The organism is Geodermatophilus sp. SYSU D01036, assembly GCF_054050435.1.
This window is the reverse complement of record NZ_JBJGZJ010000002.1, coordinates 99750-122710: the sequence shown is the minus strand read 5'-3', so window position 1 is coordinate 122710 and position 22961 is coordinate 99750. Positions and strand designations below refer to the sequence as shown.

22 protein-coding genes are annotated in these 22961 nt (G+C 76.6%); 10 read left to right on the top strand and 12 right to left on the bottom strand.

The genetic code is table 11. From position 1 onward, the window contains the following. Positions 1 to 93: 93 nt before the first annotated feature. The gene (locus ACI8AR_RS03050; protein WP_457049668.1) at positions 94 to 627 is read right to left on the bottom strand and encodes a DUF1353 domain-containing protein; all 534 of its coding nucleotides are present in this window, start codon (positions 625 to 627) and stop codon (positions 94 to 96) included. 119 nt (positions 628 to 746) lie between these two features. Here ACI8AR_RS03050 and ACI8AR_RS03045 point away from each other — a divergent pair, with 119 nt between their 5' ends. After that, entirely contained in the window at positions 747 to 1757 is a 1011-nt protein-coding gene (locus ACI8AR_RS03045) for an iron-containing redox enzyme family protein (RefSeq protein WP_457049667.1), read from the top strand. A gap of 172 nt (positions 1758 to 1929) precedes the next feature. Continuing rightward, complete coding sequence (locus tag ACI8AR_RS03040; RefSeq protein WP_457049666.1) at positions 1930 to 3438, top strand: methyl-accepting chemotaxis protein; 1509 nt, start codon at positions 1930 to 1932, stop codon at positions 3436 to 3438. A 72-nt stretch (positions 3439 to 3510) separates the two neighbouring features. Here ACI8AR_RS03040 and ACI8AR_RS03035 read toward each other — a convergent pair whose 3' ends face one another. Further along, positions 3511 to 3825: a CDGSH iron-sulfur domain-containing protein gene (locus ACI8AR_RS03035; protein WP_457049665.1), complete on the bottom strand. Its 315-nt coding sequence runs from the start codon at positions 3823 to 3825 to the stop codon at positions 3511 to 3513. Between the two features lie 84 nt (positions 3826 to 3909). Here ACI8AR_RS03035 and ACI8AR_RS03030 point away from each other — a divergent pair, with 84 nt between their 5' ends. Beyond that, positions 3910 to 4560: a chemotaxis protein CheB gene (locus ACI8AR_RS03030; RefSeq protein WP_457049664.1), complete on the top strand. Its 651-nt coding sequence runs from the start codon at positions 3910 to 3912 to the stop codon at positions 4558 to 4560. A 47-nt stretch (positions 4561 to 4607) separates the two neighbouring features. Beyond that, the gene (locus tag ACI8AR_RS03025) at positions 4608 to 5408 is read left to right on the top strand and encodes a Crp/Fnr family transcriptional regulator (protein WP_457049663.1); all 801 of its coding nucleotides are present in this window, start codon (positions 4608 to 4610) and stop codon (positions 5406 to 5408) included. Here the strand turns inward: ACI8AR_RS03025 and ACI8AR_RS03020 are convergent. From ACI8AR_RS03020 to ACI8AR_RS02995, 6 genes are all read right to left on the bottom strand, one after another. After that, complete coding sequence (locus ACI8AR_RS03020) at positions 5390 to 8485, bottom strand: bifunctional [glutamine synthetase] adenylyltransferase/[glutamine synthetase]-adenylyl-L-tyrosine phosphorylase (RefSeq protein WP_457049662.1); 3096 nt, start codon at positions 8483 to 8485, stop codon at positions 5390 to 5392. The genes ACI8AR_RS03025 and ACI8AR_RS03020 overlap by 19 nt on opposite strands. Before the next feature lie 4 nt (positions 8486 to 8489). Further along, on the bottom strand, positions 8490 to 9230 hold the full coding sequence (locus ACI8AR_RS03015; protein WP_457049661.1) for a type 1 glutamine amidotransferase: 741 nt from the start codon (positions 9228 to 9230) through the stop codon (positions 8490 to 8492). A 388-nt stretch (positions 9231 to 9618) separates the two neighbouring features. Continuing rightward, positions 9619 to 10959 (bottom strand): type I glutamate--ammonia ligase, encoded by a 1341-nt coding sequence (gene glnA / locus ACI8AR_RS03010; protein WP_456936520.1) that lies wholly within the window; start codon positions 10957 to 10959, stop codon positions 9619 to 9621. 115 nt (positions 10960 to 11074) lie between these two features. Beyond that, entirely contained in the window at positions 11075 to 12307 is a 1233-nt protein-coding gene (locus tag ACI8AR_RS03005; protein WP_457049660.1) for an NAD(P)/FAD-dependent oxidoreductase, read from the bottom strand. A 34-nt stretch (positions 12308 to 12341) separates the two neighbouring features. Beyond that, positions 12342 to 12551, bottom strand: a complete 210-nt coding sequence (locus tag ACI8AR_RS03000; RefSeq protein ID WP_457049659.1) for a hypothetical protein — start codon at positions 12549 to 12551, stop codon at positions 12342 to 12344. A gap of 58 nt (positions 12552 to 12609) precedes the next feature. Then, positions 12610 to 13299: a helix-turn-helix transcriptional regulator gene (locus ACI8AR_RS02995; RefSeq protein ID WP_457049658.1), complete on the bottom strand. Its 690-nt coding sequence runs from the start codon at positions 13297 to 13299 to the stop codon at positions 12610 to 12612. A gap of 179 nt (positions 13300 to 13478) precedes the next feature. Between ACI8AR_RS02995 and ACI8AR_RS02990 the strand changes: the two genes are divergently transcribed. From ACI8AR_RS02990 to panB, 3 genes are all read left to right on the top strand, one after another. Further along, positions 13479 to 14309: a slipin family protein gene (locus ACI8AR_RS02990; RefSeq protein WP_457049657.1), complete on the top strand. Its 831-nt coding sequence runs from the start codon at positions 13479 to 13481 to the stop codon at positions 14307 to 14309. A 196-nt stretch (positions 14310 to 14505) separates the two neighbouring features. After that, positions 14506 to 16338 (top strand): NAD+ synthase, encoded by a 1833-nt coding sequence (locus ACI8AR_RS02985; RefSeq protein WP_457049656.1) that lies wholly within the window; start codon positions 14506 to 14508, stop codon positions 16336 to 16338. 31 nt (positions 16339 to 16369) lie between these two features. Further along, positions 16370 to 17200: a 3-methyl-2-oxobutanoate hydroxymethyltransferase gene (gene panB / locus ACI8AR_RS02980; protein ID WP_457049655.1), complete on the top strand. Its 831-nt coding sequence runs from the start codon at positions 16370 to 16372 to the stop codon at positions 17198 to 17200. Here panB and ACI8AR_RS02975 read toward each other — a convergent pair whose 3' ends face one another. Next, complete coding sequence (locus tag ACI8AR_RS02975; protein WP_457049654.1) at positions 17201 to 17575, bottom strand: DUF2784 domain-containing protein; 375 nt, start codon at positions 17573 to 17575, stop codon at positions 17201 to 17203. Between the two features lie 74 nt (positions 17576 to 17649). Between ACI8AR_RS02975 and ACI8AR_RS02970 the strand changes: the two genes are divergently transcribed. Continuing rightward, positions 17650 to 18759, top strand: coding sequence for a glycosyltransferase (locus ACI8AR_RS02970; protein WP_457049653.1), 1110 nt, complete (start codon positions 17650 to 17652; stop codon positions 18757 to 18759). Positions 18760 to 18765: 6 nt separating this feature from the next. Here ACI8AR_RS02970 and npdG read toward each other — a convergent pair whose 3' ends face one another. The 3 genes from npdG to ACI8AR_RS02955 all read right to left on the bottom strand — a co-directional run bounded on the left by npdG (position 18766) and on the right by ACI8AR_RS02955 (position 20296). Further along, positions 18766 to 19467: an NADPH-dependent F420 reductase gene (gene npdG, locus ACI8AR_RS02965; RefSeq protein WP_456930370.1), complete on the bottom strand. Its 702-nt coding sequence runs from the start codon at positions 19465 to 19467 to the stop codon at positions 18766 to 18768. 87 nt (positions 19468 to 19554) lie between these two features. Beyond that, positions 19555 to 19737, bottom strand: a complete 183-nt coding sequence (locus tag ACI8AR_RS02960; RefSeq protein ID WP_387989058.1) for a hypothetical protein — start codon at positions 19735 to 19737, stop codon at positions 19555 to 19557. A gap of 88 nt (positions 19738 to 19825) precedes the next feature. Then, positions 19826 to 20296 carry a cupin domain-containing protein gene (locus ACI8AR_RS02955; RefSeq protein ID WP_457049652.1) on the bottom strand — a complete coding sequence of 157 codons (471 nt, stop codon included), beginning with the start codon at positions 20294 to 20296 and terminating at the stop codon, positions 19826 to 19828. Between the two features lie 123 nt (positions 20297 to 20419). On the opposite strand from ACI8AR_RS02955, the gene ACI8AR_RS02950 reads away from it, so the two are divergent. Continuing rightward, positions 20420 to 21589, top strand: coding sequence for a diguanylate cyclase (locus ACI8AR_RS02950; RefSeq protein ID WP_457049651.1), 1170 nt, complete (start codon positions 20420 to 20422; stop codon positions 21587 to 21589). A 49-nt stretch (positions 21590 to 21638) separates the two neighbouring features. After that, positions 21639 to 22961, top strand: a complete 1323-nt coding sequence (locus ACI8AR_RS02945; protein ID WP_457049650.1) for a M24 family metallopeptidase — start codon at positions 21639 to 21641, stop codon at positions 22959 to 22961.

The window sequence follows — 22961 nt, the reverse complement described above, 5'->3', positions numbered from 1 at the left end:
TGGTCACCGGGGACGGACGCCGGCGGTCCGCCCGCGTCCCGCACGGAGTCTGGCCAAGCCGCACCGATTCCGGAACCCTGCGTCTCTGAACGCTCAGGGACGCCGGCGGCTCCACGGGCGGCCCCCGGCCTCCCCCGACACCAGCCGCTCCGCGGCGGCGTAGACGAGCAGGGCCGGCACGGCCAGCAGCGACGGCGGCAGCACCAGCGGCGCCGCCGGCGCCGTGATCGCCAGCACGCCCGGGGCGCTGACCGGCCAGCCGCGCCGCCGCTGCGGATCGGTCAGCGCGCCCCAGCGCACGCCGGCCCACATGAGCCAGCGCAGCAGCACCGGGACGCCGGCCTCGCGCATCGCCCGGCGGAAGACACCGTCGGCCTGCCGCGCGGTGACCGCGCCGGTGGCGATGCCCTCGTGGCACAGCCAGTCGTGCAGCACCGCGGCCAGCGTGTACCGCCCGGACTCCGGGACCAGCCACCGCACCGGCCGCGGCACGGACGCGAGGTCGGTGCGGAAGCCCGCCGGGACGACGAAGGTGTCCCGCGTGCCGTGGTAGGTGAGCGGCTCGACCAGGGTCCAGCCGCCGGCGCCGGCGGTGCCGAGCACGCCGGCGGGCGGGTCGAAGGGCACGTCCGCACCCTCCTCCCCGCCCGGCGCGTCCGCTCGCGGGAGCCGTCGGTACCACGGGTGTGCGGCATCCCATCGCGCGCGGTGCATCGAACTGCGCGGGTCTGGGCATGGGCCGGACCATGCGCCTGCCTCACGCCCGGGGCCCCCTGTCCGCGGCCCTCCGCGACGACCTGCTCGCCGGGTCGGTCTCCCCCGCCACCGCCGAGCTCGCCCGCACGACCGCCGCGGCCGCGACCGACCCCCTGCACGACGACGACCTGCAGCTGGCGCTGGCGCTGTGCTACGAGCTGCACTACCGGGGCCTGGACGGCGTCGACGACACCCTCGAGTGGGACCCCGGCCTGATCGCGCTGCGCGCCCGCCTCGAGCGCCGGCACCAGGCCGCGCTGCGCGAGCTGACCGGCCCGCCCTCCCCCACCGGCGAGCCGGTCGACCGGCAGCTGACCGCGCTGATCGCCGCCGACGACGGCCCGTCGCTGTCGTCGTTCATGGCCAAGCGCGGCACCGCCGAGCAGTGGCGCGAGTACCTCACCCTGCGGTCGGTCTACCACCTCAAGGAGGCCGACCCGCACACCTTCGCCGTCCCCCGGCTGTCGGGACGGGCCAAGGCCGCGATGGTGGAGATCCAGGCCGACGAGTACGGCGGCGGCGCCCCCGAGCGCATGCACAGCGAGCTGTTCGCCGGGATGATGCGCGACCTGGGCCTGGACGCCGGGTACGGCGCCCTGTGGGACGACGCCCCCGCCGTGGCGTTCACCTCGGTCAACACCATGTCGCTGTTCGGCCTGCACCGCCGCTGGCGCGGGGCGGCGCTGGGCCACCTGGCCTGCGTGGAGATGACCTCCTCCGAGCCCAGCCGCCGCTACTCCGCGGGGCTGCGCCGGCTCGGCCACGACGCGACGACCACCGTCTTCTACGACGAGCACGTCGAGGCCGACGCCGTGCACGAGCAGATCGCCTCGGTGGACATGTGCGGCTCCCTGGTGGCCGAGGACCCCTCGCTCCTGGGCGACGTGCTGTTCGGCGCGGCCTGCTCCCTCGCCCTCGACGGGCTCGCCGCCCGGCACCTGCTCGGCGCCTGGGAGGCCGGGCGCTCGGCGCTGTACACCCAGCCCGCGCTCGCCGCCTGAGTCGCGATCCGGTCTCGGGGCCCCACGACGGCTCCGGTCCGGCTGCAGTCGGCGACGGCGCTGCCGAACCTCTCGGCGCAGGACCCCTCAGGCCCGGGGTCCCCGACCGCGGAGGACGACCATGTGGCGGCGCACCGACCCGGCCCCGTCCGGCACACCGGAGAGCACGCCGATGCCGCGGGACGTGGAGACCCTCGAGAAGGTGGTCGAGGCCCTCGACTACGGCGTGACGACGGTGCTCGACGCCCACGTCGCCGTCGTCCGCACCATCGTGGAGACCTGCGGCCTCGGGTACGGCGCGGTCTGGCTGCCCGACGCCACCGGCGCGTTCGCGCTCGCCTGGGAGGGCGGCCCGCTCACCCCGGCCATGTCCGCCGCGTGGCCGGGCGACGGCCGGTTGACCGAGTCCGCCGGGATGGGCGGGAAGGCGCTGCGCGAGCGGCAGACGGTGCACCTGACCAGCGCACCGGCCGGACGCGGCCAGTGCGTGCGCTGGGAGACCGCCTGGGCCGCCGGTGCGCGGGAGGGCTGCTTCCTCCCCGCCGTCGACGACGGCCGGGTCACCGCCGTGCTGGAGTTCCACAACGCCACGCCGCTGCCCTTCTTCGGCGTCCGCCGGGAGAAGTGGCAGGCCATCACCCGGCTGCTCGGCCACGCCCGGCGGGCCGCCCTGGCCACCTCCGCGCTGCGCGAGACCCTCGACGACCGCGCCGCCGTCACGACCGTGGTCACCCGGGTCGGCGAGGCCACCGACGAGGCCTCGGCCCTGCGGACGGCGCTGGAGAGCGTGCGCACCTCCTTCGGCTGGGCCTACGGCTCGTTCTGGGCGCTGGACGAGGCGGAGGACGTGCTGCGCTTCCAGCTCGAGTCCGGCTCGGCCGGCGAGGAGTTCCGCGAGGTCACCCTGGCCGCCAGCTTCGCCGAGGGCGTGGGCCTGTCCGGCCGCGCGTGGAAGCGGCGCGACCTGGTCTTCGTCCGCGACCTCGCGGAGGTGACCGACTGCGTGCGCCGGCCCGCCGCCCTGCGCGCCGGCGTGAAGTCCGGCGTCTGCTTCCCCGTCACCGCCGGGGGCCGGGTGATCGGGACGATGGACTTCTTCGTCACCGAGACCATCGAGCTGTCCGAGTCGCGGGCCGACGCGCTGCGCAACGTGCAGCAGCTGGTCAGCCAGCGGCTGGACACCCTGCGCCGGGCCGAGGCCGACACGCAGCGCTCCCGCGAGCTGCTCGACAGCGTCGACCGGCTGCGCGAGGCCGCCGCCGCGGCCGGGCAGGTGGCCGAGAAGGCCGTGTCCCAGGCGTCGGCCATGACCGCCGAGGTCGCGGCCCTCACCGAGGCGTCGGCGTCGATCGGCGAGGTCATCCGGATCATCTCCGGCATCGCCGACCAGACCAACCTGCTCGCCCTCAACGCCACCATCGAGGCCGCGCGCGCCGGTGAGCTCGGCCGCGGCTTCGCCGTCGTCGCCAGCGAGGTCAAGGACCTGGCCCGGGAGACCGCGGCGGCCACCCAGCGGGTGTCGGACCAGATCGCCGGCATCCAGACCAGCAGTGACCAGGTCACCGCCGGCATCCACGCGACCAGCGAGGTCATCGGTCAGCTCGACGCGGTGCAGGCGCGGATCACGGACGTGCTCGAGGAGCAGGTCCGGATGGCCCGCGCGATCGAGTCGGCCACCTGAGCCGGGGTGCGGGCCGGGCACGGGGGCCGGCCCGCACCCCTCCGGTCCCCCCGCCCCTCAGTCGGCCCGCCCTCAGTCGGCCCGCCCCTCCGGCCCCCGCGCCTGGCGCAGGATCGCCGCGGCCGGCCGGGGGCGGCTCGGCGCGCTCGGGGCGGAGAAGCCCGACCGCTTGTGGCTGCCGTCGCAGAACGGCTTGATGCCGGACTTGCCGCACCGGCACAGCGCCACCGTCCTCCGGCCCGGGTCGATCTCGGCGCCGTCCTGGTCGACCAGCCGGAAGTCGCCGCGCACGATGAGCGGGCCGTCGCGGTAGGGCGTGATGGTGGCGCCGGGGGCGGCGTCCTCGTCGGTCGGGTCGGGGTCCTCGGCAGGGACGGCTGCGCTCACTCCCCCAGCGTGCCCCGCCGCGGGGTGCGGCACACCCGGCGCGATCCTGTGTCAGGTGCCGTACACACGCGTACCCTCGACCGCGTGCCGGGTCCGGTCGAGATCGACGCACCGGCGCCGTTCGGCGTCGTGGTGCTGGCCGCCTCCGCGGGTGGCGTCAGGGCGCTGCGCACGGTCCTCGCCGGCCTCCCGCGCGACTTCCCCACCCCGGTGCTCGTGGTGCAGCACCGCGCGGCGGGCACGACCGACGTGCTGGTCCCGCTGCTGTGCGCCGCCGCGGACCTCCCCGTCCGGGCGGCGGCCGCCGGCCCGCTCCGGGCCGGCGTGTCGGTGCTCCCGGCCGGGACCACCGGCGTCCTGGGGCCGGACGGGGACCTGACCCTGGTCGAGCACCCCACCCTGGGCACGGCCGACCGGCTGATGGCCAGCGCCGCCGGCGCGTACGGCCCGCGGGTGCTGGCGGCCGTCCTCACCGGCCGGCTCGACGACGGCGCGGCCGGCGTCCGCGCGGTCCGCCGCGCCGGCGGCCGGGTGCTCGCCCAGGACCCGGCCGACGCCGAGGCGCCGGGGATGCCCAGCGCGGCCCTGGCCACCGGCTGCGTGGAGCACGTCCTGCCGCTGCGGCTGGTCGCCCCCGCGCTGGTCGCCTACGCCATGGCGCCGGGCGCTGCCGAACTGCTCGCCGTACCGTTGCCGCCGTGGGCGCGGCTGGGTGCCGGCGCCCTGCCCGCCTGACGTCCCCCGAGCCCGCGGGGAGCCCCACCCGGCACCGGAGGTCCGCCGTGGTCCCTCCCGACCAGGCCCGCGACCGGACCGCGTGCGGCCCGCAGCGGACGGACGCGAAGGACCCGCGGCGCAACCTCATCCTGCGGGCCCTGCCCGACGACGAGTACGACCGCCTGCTGCCGGCCCTGCAGCCGGTGACCCTGCAGGTCCGCGACCAGGTCTACCGCCGCGACGGCGACATCGACGCGGTCTACTTCCCCGTCGACGGCGTGCTGTCCGTGGTCGCGTCGGTCGAGGGCGAGCCGGCCGTCGAGGTGGCCACCATCGGCTACGAGGGCGTCTCCGGCCTGCCGGTGTTCCTGGGGACGCCGACCAGTCCCCACGACTGCTTCTGCCAGGTGGCCGGCGACGCGCTGTGCATCGCCACGGCCGACCTCCGCCGGTTCCTCTCCGGCGACGGCGCCCTGCACGACCTGCTGCACCGCTACACGCAGGCGATGGTCGTCCAGCTGTCGCAGAACGTGGCCTGCAACCGGCTGCACAGCACCGAGGAGCGCTGCGCCCGCTGGCTGCTGCAGACCCGCGACCGCGTCGGCGCCGACGAGTTCCAGCTCACCCAGGACTTCCTGGGCCAGATGCTCGGCGTGCGCCGGGGCACCGTCTCGCTGGTGGCCGGGCTGCTGCAGCAGGCCGGCCTGATCCGGTACACCCGGGGACGGATCACGGTGGTCGACCCCGAGCGCCTGCACGAGGCCGCGTGCGACTGCTACGACGTCGTGCAGGCCGAGAGCCGCCGCGTCGGCCTGGTCCCCGAGCCGCCGGACGGCGACACGACCGGTCACTCCCCCTGCGACTGACCGTAGAAGACCCGCTCGACCACGGCGCGGGCGTGCCGGGTGGTGCGCCGGTAGTCGTCGAGGAACTGCCCCGGGTCGACGTCGGGGCCGTACCCGCTGGCCCGCGCCACGCCGGCCAGCTCCAGCCCGGGCCGGGGCAGCTGGTCGCCGGGCCGGCCGCGGACGAGGAAGACGGCGTTGCGCGCCCGGCTGGCCAGCTCCCACGCGTCGCGCAGCGACCCGGCCTGCGCGACGGTCAGGAGGCCGTTCCCCGACAGCTCGGACAGCGCCCCGACGGTCGAGGGCACCCGCAGCCCGGGGACCGTCGCGGCGTGCTGCAGCTGCAGCAGTTGGACGGTCCACTCGACGTCGGCCAGGCCGCCGCGGCCGAGCTTGGTGTGCGTGGCCGGGTCGGCGCCGCGCGGCAGCCGCTCCCGCTCCACGCGCGCCTTGATCCGGCGGATCTCGGCCACCTGCTCGGCCGACAGCCCGCCCTCCGGATAGCGCAGCGGGTCGACCAGCTCCACGAAGGCCGCGCCCAGCTCCGGGCTGCCGGCCACCGGCGCCGCGCGCAGCAGCGCCTGCACCTCCCACACCGACACCCAGCGCTCGTAGTACTCGCGGAAGGCGTCCAGGCTGCGCACCAGCGCGCCCTGCCGGCCCTCGGGGCGCAGGTCGGCGTCGACCTCGAAGGCCGGGTCGGGCGCGGGCTCACCGAGCAGCCGGCGCAGCGTGTGCGCGACCGCGTTGGCCGCCTGGGTCGCCCTCGCCTCCTCCGCCCCCGCCCGCGGGCGGTGGACGAACAGCACGTCGGCGTCGGAGCCGTAGCCCATCTCGCCGCCGCCGAGCCGGCCCATGCCGATGACGGCGAGCTCCATCGGGACGTCGGCCGGGTCGATGCCGGCCTCGCGGGCCCACGCACGCACGGCGACGTCCAGCCCGGCCTGCAGCGTGGCGACGGCGACGTCGGTGAGCGCCTGCCCGACCCGGACGACGTCGAGCAGGCCGAGCAGGTCGGCCGAGGCGATCCGCAGCAGCTCCTGCCGGCGCAGCCCGCGCAGCACGGTGATGCCCGCCTGCGGGTCGGCGGCGCGGCCGGCGGCGGCGCGCCAGGCCCCGGCCAGCGAGGCGGCGTTCCGCGGCTCGAGCTCGTCGTCGTCGGCGAGGATGCGCAGCGCCTCGGGCGTGCGGGTGATCAGCGCGGCCACGTACCGGCTCGACCCCAGCAGCCGGGCCAGCCGCTCGGCCACCTGGCCCTCGTCGCGCAGCAGACGCAGGTACCACTGGTTGCCGCCGAGGGCCTCGCTGACCTGGCGGTAGGCCAGCAGCCCGGCATCGGGGTCGGCGCAGTCGGCGAGGGTCTGCAGCACCACCGGCAGCAGGTACTTCTGCATCGACGCCGACCGGGACACCCCGCCGGTGAGCGCACCCATGTGCCGCAGCGCCCCCTGCGGGTCGGCGAAGCCGAGCGCGCGCAGCCAGTCGCCGGCGGCCTTGCTGCCCAGCTGCGCGGCCTCGGCCGGCACCCGCGCCACCGCCGACAGCAGCGGCCGGTAGAAGAGCTTCTCGTGCAGCCGGCGCACCTCGCGCGTGTGCAGCGCCATCTCCGCGCGCAGCACGTCGACGGCGGTGCCGCGGGCGTCGGGCTTGTAGCCCAGCGAGCGGGCCAGCCAGCGCAGCTGCTGCTCGTCGGTGGGCAGCAGGTGGGTGCGGCGCAGCCGCAGCAGCTGCAGCCGGTGCTCGACGGTGCGCAGGAAGCGGTAGGAGGCGATGAGGGTGTCGGCGTCGTCGCGGCCGACGTAGCCGCCGGCCCGCAGCGCGTGCAGCGCCGGCAGCGTCCCCCCGGTCCGCAGCCGGACGTCGACCCGGCCGTGCACCAGTTGCAGCAGCTGGACGGCGAACTCGACGTCGCGCAGGCCGCCGCGGCCGAGCTTGATCTCCCGGTCGGCCTGGGCGGGCGGGATGTTGTCCTCCACCCGCCGCCGCATGGCCTGCACCTCGGCGACGAAGCCGGGGCGGTCGCCGGCCTCCCACACCATCGGGAACAGCTCCTCGACGTAGCCGCGGCCGAGGTCGGGGTCGCCGGCCACCGGGCGCATCTTCAGCAGCGCCTGGAACTCCCACGTGCTCGCCCACTGCCGGTAGTAGGCGGTGTGCCCGGCCAGGGTGCGGACCAGGGCGCCGGCCTTGCCCTCCGGGCGCAGCGCGGCGTCGACCTCCCAGGCCGCCTCGCGGCAGATCCGCATGAGCGCGGCGGCCACCCGCGTGGCGCTCTGCAGGGCCGGGGCCTCGGGGTCGCTGGGGTCGACCGGCTCGGCGACGAACACCACGTCGACGTCGCTGACGTAGTTGAGCTCCCGCCCGCCGGTCTTGCCGAGCGCGATGACCGCCAGCCGGCAGGCCGCCGCGCCCTCGGGCTGCTCGGCGACGGCGAGCGCGAGGCCGGCGGTGAGCACCGCGGCGGCGACGTCGGCGAGCTCGGCGGCGACGTCCTCGGCCGACAACCCCTCCCCCAGGTCGCGGCCGGCGAGGTCCAGCACCGCCCGCCGGTAGGCCAGCCGCAGCGCGGCGACCCGGTGCGGCGAGGCGTCCGGCGCGGCCTTCCCGAGCCGCACGCCCCACGGCGGGTCGTCGGGGTCGGCGCCGACGGCGGCGAGCATCTGCCGCTCCAGGGCGTACGCGGCGGGGCGCACCGCGCCGCGGCCGTCGGAGTCGAGGACGGTCCAGTCGTGGGGATGGGCGGCGAGGTGGTCGGCCAGGCCCGCGCTGGCGCCGAGCACCGACAGCAGCCGGCTGCGCAGCGCGCCCGAGCCGCGCAGCCGGGCGAGCAGGCCGGCGGCCGCCCCGCCCGTCTCGTCGGCGGCGTCCAGGGCCTCCACCAGCCGGGTCAGCGAGCGGACGGCGAGGTCGGGGTCGCCGGCGCGGGCCAGCGCGGAGACGACCGAGCCGGCCTCGGGGTCGGCGGGCTCGTTGCGGTCGAGGTCCCACAGCCCCAGCGCCGGGTCGGACAGCAGCAGCGCGGCCTTCTCGCCGTCCTCGAAGCCGAAGCGGGCCAGCCGCACGACCGCGCGGCGGGGCACCTCCCGGGATGCGGTCACCGGCTCAGACCGCGGCGCCGCGGCCCGCGCGCACGAGGTCGGCGAAGCGGGCCGCGAACGGCGCCCAGACCTCCTCGAGGTCGGGGTGCACGGCGTCGGTCAGCCGGCAGAGCGTCTCGCGGTCGTACGGGCTCGCCGCGACGCCGACGGTGTCCCGGTCGGCCCACTCGCGGACGATCTCCGGTGTCGTCTCGATGTGGAACTGCAGCCCGTAGACGTGCCGGCCCACCCGGAAGGCCTGGTTCGCGTAGACCGGGCTGCTCGCCAGCAGGGTGGCACCGGCCGGCAGCTCGCTGATCTCGTCGTGGTGGAACTGGATGACGTCGGGCGAGAGCGGGAGCGGGCCGAACACCGGGTCCCCGGCCGCGGCGTCCCGCTTGGCCACGAGCGACGCCCCGACCTCCGGGCCCTCGATCCCCACGCGCACCCGCCCGCCGCCGGCCTGCGCCAGCAGCTGGGCGCCCAGGCAGACGGCCAGCGTCGGGACGTCGGCGGCCAGCGCGCGGGCCAGCAGCTCGCGGACCGGGCCCAGCCCGCTGGTGGCGTCGTCGTCGAGGCTGGACTGCGGGCCGCCGGTGACCAGCAGCCCGTCGAACCCGGTCAGGTCGGCCGGCACCTCGTCGCCGGCGTCGAGGTGCCGCTCCTCGAGCTCGAGGCCGGCGGCGCGCAGCCAGTCCCCGAGCCGCGCGGGCGGGGCGGTGTCACTGGGGACGACGACGAGCAGTCGGGCGGGGGTCTCCGGCACGGTGCCGAGGTTAGTGCGCCCCCGTGCCGCCGCCCCGCTCCGCCGTCCGCGCGCGGAAGGTGCGCCCGCCTGGCCGGCCCACTACGGGTGTCGCTCGTGCTCTGCGGGTCCTGCAGCGCCCGTAGAGCACGAGGAACACCCGCGAAGCGGCGCGGTCAGCCTCCGTCGACGGCCTCGACGTGGAAGGGGGCGAGGGCCCGTGCACCCTCCGTGACCACGACCACGGCGAGCCCGGCTCACCCGGGTGGGAGCCCCGCCGGACGAACCACGACGCACCGTCGTCGAGCGTGCGCGGCGGCACGAACGCCGTCGCCGCGTACCAGCCGCGCTCCGGGGCGGCACGGCCACGTCCACGGCGCCTCGGGGAACGACCCTCGGCGCCGCCACCTCACAGGCCGGGCAGGTAGCGCTTGAGCTCGAAGGGCGTCACGTTCTGCCGGTAGGAGTTGAACTCCTCCCACTTGTTGCGGAGGAAGAACTCGAAGACGTGCTCGCCGAGGGTCTCCGCGACCAGCTCGCTGCCCTGCATCGCGGTCAGCGCCTCGCCCAGGGAGACCGGCAGGTCCTCGTAGCCGGCGGCGCGGCGCTCGGTGTCGGTGAGCGACCAGACGTCGTCCTCGGCCTCCGGCGGCAGCTCGTAGCCCTTCTCGATGCCGCGCAGCCCGGCGGCCAGCAGCACCGCGAAGGTCAGGTACGGGTTGCACGCGGAGTCCGGCGAGCGGACCTCGATCCGCGCCGACTGGCCCTTGTTCGGCTTGTAGGAGGGCAGCCGCACCAGCGCCGAGCGGTTGGCCCGGCCCCACGTGGCCGCCGTCGGCGCCTCGGTGCCGGCCAGCAGCCGCCGGTAGGAGTTGACCGTCTGGTTGGTGACGGCGGTGTACTCGCGGGCGTGGGTGAGCAGCCCGGCGATGAACTGGCGCCCGGTGGCCGACAGCCGGATCGGGTCCGAGGGGTCGTGGAAGGCGTTGCGGTCGCCCTCGAACAGCGACACGTGGGTGTGCATCGCCGAGCCCGCCAGGTCGGTGAACGGCTTGGGCATGAACGTCGCGTGCACGCCCTGGGCCAGCGCCACCTCCCGGACGACGTGCCGCAGCGTCATCACGTTGTCGGCCATCGACAGGGCGTCGGCGTAGCGCAGGTCGATCTCCTGCTGGCCGGGGGCGACCTCGTGGTGGCTGAACTCCACCGAGATGCCCATCGCCTCGAGCGCGAAGACCGCCTCGCGGCGGAAGTCGTGCGCCACGTTGTGCGTGGACAGGTCGAAGTAGCCGCCGGTGTCGGCCGGCTCCGGCGGCCGCCCGTCGGTGGGCAGGTCCTTGAGCAGGAAGAACTCGACCTCGGGGTGGGTGTAGAAGGTGAAGCCCATGTCGGCGGCCTTCGACAGCGCCCGGCGCAGCACGTGCCGCGGGTCGGCCCACGACGGCGACCCGTCGGGCAGCGTGATGTCGCAGAACATCCGCGCGGTGTCGCTGGGCTGGCCCTTGGTCGCGGGCATCACCTGGAACGTGGCCGGGTCGGGCTTGGCGAGCATGTCCGACTCGTAGACGCGCGCGAAGCCCTCGATCGCCGAGCCGTCGAAGCCGATCCCCTCGGCGAACGCCGCCTCGATCTCCGCCGGCGCCACGGCGACCGCCTTGAGGTAGCCCGAGACGTCGGTGAACCACAGCCGCACGAAGCGGATGTCGCGTTCCTCCAGGGTGCGCAGGACGAACTCCTGCTGCCGGTCCATGCTGGCCATGATCGGGTCCGCTCGTTTCGTCGCCGTGTCGTCCGTGCACAGCCTGCCCGGTCCGGGCGCCGGGCACACCGGTGGGGCGCCCCCCGTCGCCCCGTGTCGCCGGCGTCTAGGCCGGCGGTCCGACGAGGAGCGACTCCAGCGGCGCGTCCGGGTCGGTGAGCGCGGCGGCCGGCACCCGCTGGCGGCTCCGGATCAGCGCCTGCAGGGGCCCGGTGACGTCCCAGACGTCCACGTTCATCGCCGCGGTGACGCGACCGTCCGACGTCCAGAAGGCGATGAAGCCCCCGTCCTCCGGATCGCCGCGGCAGACCACCGTGTCCCCGGGCGCGCCCAGCCCGGAGTACTCCATCCCGAGGTCGTACTGGTCGGTGAAGAAGTAGGGCACGCGGTCGTAGCTGACGTCCTGGCCGAGCATCGACCGCGCGGCGGCCGGGCCCTGGTGGAGCGCGTTGGCCCAGTGCTCCACGCGGACGTACCGGCCGTAGAACGGGTGGAACGCCGACGCGACGTCGCCGGCGGCGAACACGTCGGGCGCGGAGGCCCGCAGCGCGTGGTCGGTGACCACCCCGTTGTCGACCTCCAGGCCCGCGGCCGCCGCCAGCCGCGTGTCCGGCACGACACCGATGCCGACGACGACCACGTCCGCGGACAGTCCCACGTCCCGGTCGGTCACCACCGAGGTGACCCGGCCGCCGGCTCCCCGGATCTCGCGCACGACGGTCCCGGTGAGCAGGTCGACACCGTGCCGCCGGTGCAGGCGGGCGAAGACCTCCCCCATCCGCTGCCCCAGCACCGCGTGCAGCGGCGTGGGCTGCGGCTCGACGACGGTCACCGCGTTGCCGTGGGAACGGGCGGCCGCCGCCACCTCCAGCCCGATCCACCCGGCGCCCACGACCACGACCTGCCGTCCGCCGCCGGACAGGTCGGCGCGCAGGCGGTCGGCGTCGGCCAGCGTCCGCAGGTACCGGACCCCGTCGAGGTCGGCGCCGGGGACGGGCAGCCGCCGGGGCGACGAGCCGGTGGCCAGCAGCAGCCGCGCCCAGGCGAGCTCCTCGCCGGTGTCCAGGGTCAGCCGGTGCCCGGCGGGGTCGAGCGCGACGGCGCGCACGCCGGGCCGCAGGTCGACGTCGTGCTCCGCGTACCAGCCGGGCGGGAGCACCTGGGCCGCCTCGCGGGGTGCGGTGCCGAGCAGGTAGCCCTTCGACAGCGGCGGCCGCTCGTAGGGGACCTCGGGCTCGGCCGCGACCAGCACGACGCGGCCGTCGAAGCCCTCCGCGCGCAGGGTCCCGGCCGCCCTGGCACCAGCCAGACCGCCACCGACCAGGACGAACGTCTCCATGGTCCTCAGCTCCTCCGCATCTGGTTGCGACCGTTCACGCCGGGCTGCCGGTCCGCGACCGCGGGTCCCGGCCCAGGGCGGCGAGCAGGTCGGCCACCGCCCGCTCGGCCGCCGGCACCTCGACGGCGCCCCGCTCGCGGACCACCCGGAGCGGCACCGGCCGCTCGCCCGCGGTGGTGGCGGCGCCGGCAAGCGGGCCGCCGTCGCGGGGTGCGGTGCGAGAGCGGCTCGTCCGGCGGGCCATGGCGCTCTCCTTCTAAAGACAACGACAGTTAGCAGTAGAGACCTGCCTCACACCCCTGTCAATCACCCTTGGCGTCGCGGGTGGCGACCTCCAGCCGCACGCAGCACGCGCCCGGCGCGGGGCGCAGGGACGCGACCAGGCCCGCGTCCGGGACGCCCTCCAGGACCCCCTCGACCAACCGCAGGTTCATGCCGCACACCAGGTCGGTGTGCCGCCGGGCGAGGGCGTGGAACGGGCAGTTGGCCAGCGCGACCTCCCCGCCGTCGGCCCGCGGCTCGAAGCCGTGCTCCTCGAGCACGCGCAGCGCGGCGCCCGGACCGGAGCCCCCGGCCTCCGCGGCCAGCTCCCGGCCGCGACCGGACGCCCGCCGGCCCAGCACCTCGGCCGGCCGCTCCCCCGACCGCTCCGCCTCGGCCAGCGCCGCGGCGAGCAGGTCGCCGGCCAGGTCGTAGCGCCGCTCCGGCAGGGACACCGACACCGGGGACTCCGCCCGCCGGTAGAGCTTGGCAGGGCGCCCGGCACCCGGGCCGCTGCGGCCGGACCGCCGCTCGTAGTGGACGTCGAGCAGGCCGTCGGTGACGAGCCGGTCCAGGTGGAAGGCCGCGGTCGGCCGGGGGACGCCCGTGGCGCCGGCCACGTCGTCGCGGCTCAGGGGGTGCGGGGCGCGGACGACGTGCTCGTACAGCCGGCGCCGGGTCGGCTCCGCCAGGGCCGCGACCGCGGAGACCGCGGCGTCCCGGTCCGTCATGGCCCGATTCTAGAACCAACGAAGGTTGTCGGAACAGGCTCGAGCGTGGTGGCGGACCGCGGAACGGATCCGGCTCCGGGGTGACCCCGGAGCGGTTCAATGAGGGCACCGCTCGGCGGAGGTCCCGGCCACGGGCGCGACCCGCGCGCCCCGCCCGGACGCCGACGGTGGAGGACGCGATGGACGTCGTTCTCACGATCGCCCTGGTCGCGTTCGCGCTCCTGCTGGCCCTGGCGGCCGGCAGCGTCCGCGTCGTGACGCAGTACGAGCGCGGGGTGGTGCTCCGGCTGGGGCGGCTGCTCGGTGAGCCCCGGCAGCCCGGCCTGACCCTCATCCGGCCCGGCGTCGACCGCCTGCACAAGGTGAACGTGCAGGTGGTCACCCTGCCGGTCCCCGCGCAGGAGGGCATCACCCGGGACAACGTGACGGTCAAGGTCGACGCGGTCGTCTACTACCGGGTGTTCGACCCGGTGCGGGTCGTCGTCGACGTGCAGAACTACCAGGCGGCGATCGCCCAGGTCGCCCAGGCGTCGCTGCGGTCGATCATCGGCAAGAGCGACCTCGACGACCTGCTCTCCAACCGGGAGCGGCTCAACCAGGGCCTGGAGCTGATGCTGGACTCCCCCGCCGTCGACTGGGGCGTGCACATCGACCGCGTCGACATCAAGGACGTCGCGCTGCCGGAGTCGATGAAGCGGTCGATGTCCCGCCAGGCTGAGGCCGAGCGGGAGCGCCGGTCGCGGGTGATCACCGCCGAGGGCGAGCTGCAGGCCTCGCAGAAGCTCGCGCAGGCCGCCGGGGTCATGGCCGCGCAACCGGCCGCGCTGCAGCTGCGCCTGCTGCAGACGATGGTCGAGGTGGCCGCGGAGAAGAACTCGACGGTCGTCCTGCCGTTCCCGGTGGAGCTGCTGCGCTTCCTGGAGCGCGCGGCGCCACCGCCGGCAACCGCGGAGGTGCCCGCGCCGCGGCCGGCGCCGAACGGCGCGGTCGTGCCCCCCGACGGGCGCTGAGGCTCAGCCGCGGACCGGCGCGGCGCCGTCCGCACGGAGGCCGTCCGGGTCGTCGTCCCGCGCCGGCGGGTCGGCGCCCGGCCGGACGACGTGCTCCGGTCCCGACTGCGGCAGCGCGGCCGCGCCGGCGGCCGGGCGGGGTCCACCTCCCGTCCCCGGTCTGGCCGGTCCCGGGGGCCGGTTGTTGGATGGGACCGTGACGGTGCAGCTGAGAGTCGCGATGGCCCAGGTCGACACCCGCGTCGGCGACCTGGACGGCAACGCCGCGCTCGTCGTCGAGTGGGCGCGGAGGGCCGCCGGCGCCGGCGCGCACCTCGTCGTCTTCCCCGAGATGACGCTCACCGGCTACCCCGCCGAGGACCTCGTGCTGCGCGAGTCCTTCGCCCGCGCCAGCGAGCGGGCGCTCACCGACCTCGCCGCCGCGCTGGACCGGCAGGGGCTGGGCGAGCTCGCCGTCGTCGTCGGCTACCTGGCGCACACCGAGGGCCCGGCCGCGATCGACACCGCGCCGAGCGACGAGGAGACCCTCGACGAGGAGCGGCCCGGCGACGCCAACCCGCGCCGCATCCAGCCCCGCAACGCCGCCGCGCTGCTGCACGGCGGGCGGGTCGTGGCCCGCTACGCCAAGCGGCACCTGCCCAACTACGGCGTCTTCGACGAGGCCCGCTACTTCGTGCCGGGCTCGGAGCTCGCGGTGGTGCGGTTCCGCGGCGTCGACGTCGCGCTGACCATCTGCGAGGACCTCTGGGTCGAGGGCGGGCCGTGCGGCGTGGCCGGGCGGGCCGGCGTCGACCTCGTCGTCTCCCCCAACGCCTCCCCCTACGAGCGCGCCAAGGACGACCTGCGGCTGCCGCTGGTCCGCCGCCGCGCCGCCGAGGCGAACGCGCCGATCGTCTACTGCAACCAGGTCGGCGGGCAGGACGAGCTGGTCTTCGACGGCGACTCGCTGGCCGTCTCCGCCGACGGCGAGCTGCTCGCCCGCGCGCCGCAGTTCGTCGAGCACCTGCTCTGCGTCGACCTCGACCTCGACCCGGGACGGGTGCCCGAGCGGCGGGAGGGCCGGATCGGGCCGATGACGGTCGCCCGCACCGTCCTCTCCGAGGAGCCGGTGCCGGCCTTCGCGCCGCGGCCGGGCTCGGTCGCCGAGCCGCTCTCCGACTGCGAGGAGGTCTGGCGGGCGCTGGTCCTGGGCCTGCGGGACTTCATCGACAAGAACGGCTTCCCGTCGGTGGTCTTCGGCCTGTCCGGCGGCATCGACTCGGCGCTGGTGGCCGCGCTGTCGGTGGACGCGCTCGGCGCCGACCGGGTGCACGCCGTCGCGCTGCCCTCGCGGTGGTCCACGGAGCACTCGCTGGCCGACGCCGAGGACAGCGCCCGGCGGTTGGGCCTGCACTTCTCCACCGTGCCGATCGCGCCGATGGTGGACGCCTTCGAGTCGCAGGTCGAGCTGTCCGGGACGGCGGCGGAGAACCTGCAGGCGCGCATCCGCGGCACGCTGCTCATGGGGCTGTCCAACCAGCACGGCCACCTGCTGCTGGCCACCAGCAACAAGAGCGAGGTCGCCGTCGGCTACTCGACGCTCTACGGCGACGCGGCCGGCGGGTTCGCCCCGATCAAGGACGTGCCCAAGACCCTGGTGTGGGAGCTGGCCCGCTGGCGCAACGCGCACGCCCGCGACCGCGGCGAGACCGAGCCGATCCCGCAGAACTCCATCGACAAGCCGCCGTCGGCGGAGCTGGCGCCCGGGCAGAAGGACAGCGACTCGCTGCCCTCCTACGAGGAGCTCGACGCCGTCATCGCCGACTACGTCGACCGCGACCTCGGGATGGCCGAGCTGCTCGACCGCGGCCACGACCCGGAGGTCGTGGCGCGGGTGCTGCGGCTGGTCGACGTCGCGGAGTTCAAGCGCCGCCAGTCCGCGCCCGGGACGAAGATCAGCCTCAAGGCGTTCGGCCGCGACCGGCGGCTGCCCATCACCAACCGCTGGCGGGAGAGCCTGCCCAGCGTCCGCGAAGGAGCCCAGGCGTGAACGAGCTCGCGAGTTCGACGGGGAGCACGGCATGAGCGAGTCGGTCCTCTACGGCGGGACGTCGACCGCCCGGGTGCGCATCCACCACCTGCAGCAGGCGAAGGAGCGCGGCGAGCGGTGGGCGATGCTCACCGCCTACGACACCTACAGCGCGCAGGTGTTCGAGGAGGCCGGCATCCCGGTGATGCTGGTCGGCGACTCGGCCGGCAACGTCGTGCTCGGCCACTCCTCGACCGTGCCGGTCACCGTCGAGGACCTGCTGCTGATGACCAAGGCGGTCACCCGCTCGACGAAGCGGTCGCTGATCGTGGCCGACCTGCCGTTCGGCTCCTACGAGGCCTCGCCGCAGCAGGCGTTCGCCACCTCCGTGCGGATGATGAAGGAGGGCGGCGCGCAGGCGGTCAAGCTCGAGGGCGGGGTGCGGGTGGCGCCGCAGATCCGGATGCTCACCGAGAACGGCATCCCGGTGATGGCGCACGTCGGCTTCACGCCGCAGAGCGAGCACGCCCTGGGCGGGTTCCGGGTGCAGGGCCGCGGCGCGGGCGCCGAGCAGCTGCTGGCCGACGCGCACGCCGTGCAGGAGGCCGGCGCGTTCGCCGTCGTCCTGGAGATGGTGCCCGCCGCGATCGCGGGTCAGGTCACCAAGGAGCTGTCCATCCCGACGATCGGCATCGGCGCCGGGCCCGACTGCGACGCCCAGGTGCTGGTGTGGCCGGACATGGCCGGGCTCAACGGCGGCCGGGTGCCGAGGTTCGTGAAGAAGTACGCCGACCTGCGGGCCGAGCTGCTGCGCGCGGCCCGCGAGTACGCCGACGAGGTGCACAGCGGCGTCTTCCCCGGCCCGGAGCACTCCTTCGACTGATCAGGCCCGGCGGCCGCCGACCGTGCGCCGGGCCCGCGCCAGGAGCAGCCCGTAGCCGACGGCGTTGAGGCCCAGCGCGACGGTGTGGACGCCGACCTGGACGCCGGCCGAGCGCACGTCCAGGCCGAGCGGGCCGAACAGCACGTGGCCCAGGAAGCCGTCGTCGTAGGGCGCGGCGCCGGCCCGCTCCCGCAGCGCGAGCTCCAGCGTGGTGAGCGGGCACGGCGCGCCGGCCAGGTTGACCGCCAGGACGCCGAGCGCCACCGGGGCGTGCAGCCACACCAGCCGCGGCCACCGGAGCGCGAGCAGCGCGCCGGTGAGCATGAACAGGACGACGGCCGCGTGCAGGACCGCCACCGCGCTCGCGAGCAGCACGGCCCCATCCTCGCCGCCGGCCGGGCGCGGCGGAACGCCTTCCGCACCGCGGCGGGCGGGGCCAGCCTGACCGCATGCGCGTGCTGGTCGTCGCCTCCCCGCTGACCGGCCACGTCCTGCCGCTGGTCCCGCTCGCCCTGGCCCTGCGCGACGCCGGTGCGGAGGTGGTGGTGGCCACGGCCGGGGACGCGGTCGCGAGCTGCCCGCCGGAGCTGTCCCCGGTCGACGTCGCGCCCGGGCTGCGGCTGGGCCCGCTGTTCGGGCGGATCATGCTGCGCCGGCCGCGGCTGGCCCGCCGCGAGCTGGCCGGGCGGGGCGGGACGGAGGCGGTCGGACTGCTGTTCGGCACCCTCGGCGCCCGGACGGCGGACGGGGTCCTCGCCGCGGCCGCCCGGCACCGTCCGGACCTGGTGGTGCACGAGTCGCTGGCCCCGGCCGGGGCGGAGGCCGCCGCCCGCCAGGGGGTGCCGTCGGTGCTGGTGGAGGGCAACTTGTTCGACGCCGAGAGGCTGCTCGCCGCGGCGCTCGGGACCCACCGCCCGACCCGCGGGCTCGGCGAGCTGCCGCCGCCGCGGCAGGTGCTCACCTCGTCCCCGCCGAGCGTGGTCGGCCCGCGCTCCGGCACGCCGCTGCGGTTCGTGCCGTGGACGCCGGACCGGCCCGTCGACGCGGAGCTCACCCGCCCCGGTGACCGGCCGCGGGTGCTGGTCAGCCGCAGCACCGTGGCCACCCCCGGCCCCGACCGGCTGATGCGCGACGCCGCGGCCGCCGCGGCGGGCACCGGCCTCGACGTCGTCCTGGTCCGGCCCGACCGCGGGGCCACCCGCCGGCCTCTGCCGCCGGAGGTGCGGACGGCGGGCTGGCTGCCGTTCCCCCGGGTCGTGCCGGCCGCCGCCGGGGTGGTGCACCACGGCGGCGCGGGCACCGTCCTGACCGCGCTGGCCGCGGGCGTGCCGCAGCTGGTGGTCCGCGGCGCCGGCGACCGCCGCACCAACGCCGACCTGGTGGCCGCGCGCGGCGCCGGCCTCGCCGTCGAGCCGGGCGGGATCACCCCGGCGCTGCTGGAGCGGCTGGTCGCCGACCCCGCCCTGGCCGCGGCCGCCCGCGAGGTGGCCGCCGAGATCGCCGCGATGCCCGCCCCGGCCGACGTCGTCCCGGACCTGCTGGCGCTGGCCGGGCGGTGAGCGGGCTCAGACGTCGGTGACGCGGATGCCGGCGTGCGCCTTGTACCGGCGGTTGACCGAGACCAGGTTGATCGTCAGCGCCTCGACCTGGCGGGCGTTGCGCAGCCGGCCGGCGTAGATCCCGCGCATCCCGGGCAGCCGCCCGGCCAGCGCCTGCACCTGGTCGGTGGCCGCCCGAACGTCGCCGACGACCATGACGTCGCCGTCGAGGGTGGGCCTCGACAGGTCCTCGAGCAGCACTGCCGACAGGTGGTGGAACGCGCCGACGACGTGCGAGTCGGGCAGCAGCGCCGCCGCCTGCTGGGTCACGCTGCCCTCCTCGACGTCGAGCACGTAGGCGCCCAGCTCGTCGAAGCCCATCGGCACCACGCAGTCGACGACGACCTTCCCGGCCAGCGGGCGCGCCAGCTCGGCGAGCGTGTCGGCGTGCCCGGCGTAGGGGACGGCGACGATCACCAGGTCGGCGGCGCCGGCGACGTCGAGGTTCGACCCGCCCTGCACCGAGACCTCGCCCCCGCCGGCGGCCGCGGCCCGCTCGGCCACCTGCGCGGCCACCTCGCGGGCGCGGTCGGCGTCCCGGGACCCGAGCAGCACCCGCTGCCCGACGGCGGCCAGCCGGACCGCGAGCCCGCGCCCCTGCGGGCCGGTCCCCCCCAGCACCCCGACGACCAGCTCCTCGACGGGACGGCTCTCCGCTGCGGTGGTCACGCTGCCTCCTCCCGGGCACCGGCGGGTCCGGCGCACCGGGCCCGATCATGCCGGGCCGGTCGGGAGCGGCCGGTCAGCAGGGGCCGGTCAGCGGCCCTCCCACTCGCGGTCCTCCTGGTCCAGGCGCTCGTTGCGCTCGGCCACCGACTGCAGCGCGTGCTCGGCCTCCTCGCGCGTGGCGTAGGGCCCGAGGCGGTGCCGCTCGGCGCAGCCGTCCCGGGTCTCCACGGTGTGGTGCTTCAGGCAGTAGAACCACGGTCCCTCGGCCACGTGCGCCTCCTGTCAGCCGGTCCCCACGTGTCGGGGACACCCGATCACGACATGCCCCCGAACGGGGCCGCCATGCTCGCCGCGGTCGTCACTCCTCGACCATCACCTGGTCGTGCCGCGCGTAGAAGGCGGTCATCTCCTCCGGGGACGGCCGCAGCCCGCTCCGGCGCATCTCCGCCATCTCGGCGAAGAACGACTCCCGCGCGATGCCGGGGGTGAACAGGATGAGGAAGGACGCCGGCTCGTCGGAGTCGTTGCGGAAGCCGTGCACGCCCCGCTCGTGGGCCAGCGCGAAGTCGCCGGGCCGGCACGGCTGCCAGCGCCCGCCGGCGTAGAGCGTCAGCTCGCCGGAGAGCACGTAGAAGGACTCGGAGAACGTCTGGTGGTAGTGCGGCGCCGCGCCCGCCGACCGGGGGCCGAGCCGGTACTCGACCAGCCCGAACCGGCCGGCGGTGGCCGCGCCCGGGGCGACCATGCGCAGGGCGGCCGAGCCGGCCTCGGCGAGCGGGTGGTCGGCCAGCGGGCGGACGTCGACGAGGCCGGGATCCGGGTGCGACATGCGGGCAGCCTGCCAGCGGCGGCGCCGCGCCGCCGCCCCTGCGGCGCCCGCCCGGTCCCCCGGGTGGTGGGGCTCCGCGCCGTGGACCTCCCGCGACGCCGCCCCGTGCGGCATCCTGCGCCGGTGACCTCCGTCCGGCCGCCCGACCGCGACGCCCCGACGTCGGACGACGTGCTCGGGCCCGGCGGTCCCGAGAACCGGGTCGCCGCGCTGCTGCTCGCCGTCCTGCTCGTCGTCGGCGGCCTCACGGGCCTGGTGAACCTCGCCCTCGACGGCGTCGTCCGCGAGGGCGCCACGGGCCTGACCTACGGCGCCACGATGGCCGCCTGCGTGCTCGCCGCGGTGCCGCTGATCGTGCGCCGCCGCGTCGGGCTGTGGCAGACCTTCGGCCTGGTGCTGCTCGGCGACCTCGTCTACGCCGTCGTCGCGCTGTGCATCGAGGACCCCGTCCGGTACGCGACGCCGCTGATGCTGCTGTTCCCCTCGGTGGTGGCCGCGTGGTTCCTGCGGCCGTGGATGCTCGGCGTGCACATGGCGGTCACGCCGGTCGCCGTCGCGGTGGCGGTGCAGCACAGCTACGCGAGCACGGTCGGGTTCGCCGTCCAGGTGGCCGTCTCCGCCGGGATGCTCGACCTCGTGGCGGTCGGCGTGCACCTGCTGCGCCGCCGCGAGCGGCGGCTGCTGGCGGCCACCGAGGCGCAGTCGCGGCGCGACCCGCTCACCGGGCTGGCCAACCGCCGGCACCTGGTCGAGGAGGCCTCCCGGATCTGGCGGCAGGCCCGCCGCGAGGGGCTGCGGGTCGCCGCGATGGTCATCGACCTCGACCACTTCAAGCAGGTCAACGACCGGCACGGGCACGCCGCCGGCGACACCGTTCTGCAGTCCGTCGCCGAGGCGCTGGCCGACACCGTGCGGCCCAGCGACGTGCTCGCCCGCATCGGCGGGGAGGAGCTGGTGGTCCTCGGCCTGGTCGGCGACCCCGGCGAGGCCGCGCACCTGGCCGAGCGGCTCCGGCTCGCGGTGCGGGCCACCCGCGACCGGCACGGGCACACGGTGACCGCCTCGATCGGCGTCGCGCTGACCCGGCCGGCCGACGGCGAGGACGCCCCCGGCGCGCTGTGGCGGCTGGTCGACCGGGCCGACGCGGCCATGTACCGGGCCAAGCAGGCCGGCCGGGACCGGGTGGCCACCGTCGCGCCGCCGCTGCCGCGGCCCACCCCGCCCGGCGAGCGGCTCGGCCCGCCGACGGTCCCGGGGGCCGCGCGGCCCGGTGCGGCGCCCACCGGGGCCTGACCTCCCGTTCCACCGGGTGCGGGCGGCGGTTCTCTGCTTCCCTGTCCCCATGACGCTGGTCGTCCCGGACCCGACGCGGACGGTGCCGTTGCCGCGGCGCGAGCAGGCCGACGTCCGCGACCGGTGGCTGACCCAGCGGCTGCTCGACCTCCTGCCCGGCCTGATGGACCGCGCCGGCATCGACCTGTGGCTGGTCGTCGGCCGCGAGGGCGGCGAGGACCCGGTGCTGCCGACCCTGCTGCCGGCCAGTTGGCTGTCGGCCCGGCGGCTGGTCGTCCTGGTCCTGCACCGCAGCGACGACGGCGTCACGCCGGTCGCGGTCTCCCGCTACCCGGTCGGCCAGTTCCTGCCCGGCTGGGCCCCCGGCGACGACGGCGGCGCCGGGGACGGGGGCGACGACGAGGACGCCCAGTGGGCCGCGGTGCGGCGGATCGTCGCCCAGGCCGCGCCGCGGCGGATCGGCGTCGACGTCTCGGCCGGGTGCCCGCTGGCCGACGGGCTGTCGGTGGCCGAGCACCGGCGGCTCACCGCGGCGCTCGGCGACCTCGCCGGCCGGCTGGTCTCCGCCGAGGACCTCGTCGTCGGCTGGCTGGAGACCCGGCTGCCCGAGGAGGTCGCCGCCCTCGACACCCTCGCCCGGTACACCGACCGGGTGCTGGCCGAGGTCCTCTCCCCCGCCGTGCTCGTCCCCGGCGTGAGCACGGCGGCGGACCTGGCGTGGGAGGTGCACGAGCGCATGGCCGGCCGGGGTGTGCCGCCGTGGTTCCACCCCGGGGTCACCGTGCAGCGGGCCGGCGTGCCGCTGCTCGCCGACGGCGGGGTCGAGCTGCCGGCCGTGCCGCAGGACGCCGTCCTGGAGCCCGGCGACCTGGTGACCTGCGACGCCGGGCTGAGCAGCCTCGGCCTGGTCACCGACCTGCAGCGCAGCGCCTACCTGCTGCGCCCCGGGGAGGACGGCCCGCCGCCGGGGCTGCGGCGGGCGTGGGCGGCGGGGCGCCGCGCGCAGGAGCTCACCGCCGCGGCGCTGGTGCCGGGGCGGACCGGCAACGAGGTGCTCGCCGCCGCCCGGGCGGCGCTGGCCGCCGAGGGCCTGGAGGCCGACGTCTACTCCCACCCGGTGGGCGTGCACGGCCACGGCGCCGGGCCGGTGGTCGGCCGGTGGGACGACCAGCGGGGCGTGCCCGGCGAGGGCGACCGGGTGCTGCACCCGGACACCGTGTTCGCCCTGGAGCTCGCCGTCCGGGTGACGGTGCCCGAGTGGGGCGGCCAGTGCCTGCGGCTGGCGCTGGAGGAGGAGGTCGTCCTCACGTCCGCGGGCGCGGCGCCGCTCGGGTCCCCGCAGCGCGAGCTGTGGGCCGTCCCCGCGGGCTGA

Excerpts from the sequence above, each read along its gene's own strand:
- ACI8AR_RS03045 (WP_457049667.1), top strand. The coding sequence starts at position 747 with ATGCGCCTGCCTCACGCCCGGGGCCCCCTGTCCGCGGCCCTCCGCGAC.
- ACI8AR_RS03040 (WP_457049666.1), top strand. The coding sequence starts at position 1,930 with ATGCCGCGGGACGTGGAGACCCTCGAGAAGGTGGTCGAGGCCCTCGAC.
- glnA (WP_456936520.1), bottom strand. The coding sequence starts at position 10,959 with ATGGACCGGCAGCAGGAGTTCGTCCTGCGCACCCTGGAGGAACGCGAC.
- ACI8AR_RS03005 (WP_457049660.1), bottom strand. The coding sequence starts at position 12,307 with ATGGAGACGTTCGTCCTGGTCGGTGGCGGTCTGGCTGGTGCCAGGGCG.
- ACI8AR_RS03000 (WP_457049659.1), bottom strand. The coding sequence starts at position 12,551 with ATGGCCCGCCGGACGAGCCGCTCTCGCACCGCACCCCGCGACGGCGGC.
- ACI8AR_RS02995 (WP_457049658.1), bottom strand. The coding sequence starts at position 13,299 with ATGACGGACCGGGACGCCGCGGTCTCCGCGGTCGCGGCCCTGGCGGAG.
- ACI8AR_RS02990 (WP_457049657.1), top strand. The coding sequence starts at position 13,479 with ATGGACGTCGTTCTCACGATCGCCCTGGTCGCGTTCGCGCTCCTGCTG.
- panB (WP_457049655.1), top strand. The coding sequence starts at position 16,370 with ATGAGCGAGTCGGTCCTCTACGGCGGGACGTCGACCGCCCGGGTGCGC.
- ACI8AR_RS02970 (WP_457049653.1), top strand. The coding sequence starts at position 17,650 with ATGCGCGTGCTGGTCGTCGCCTCCCCGCTGACCGGCCACGTCCTGCCG.
- ACI8AR_RS02955 (WP_457049652.1), bottom strand. The coding sequence starts at position 20,296 with ATGTCGCACCCGGATCCCGGCCTCGTCGACGTCCGCCCGCTGGCCGAC.
- ACI8AR_RS02945 (WP_457049650.1), top strand. The coding sequence starts at position 21,639 with ATGACGCTGGTCGTCCCGGACCCGACGCGGACGGTGCCGTTGCCGCGG.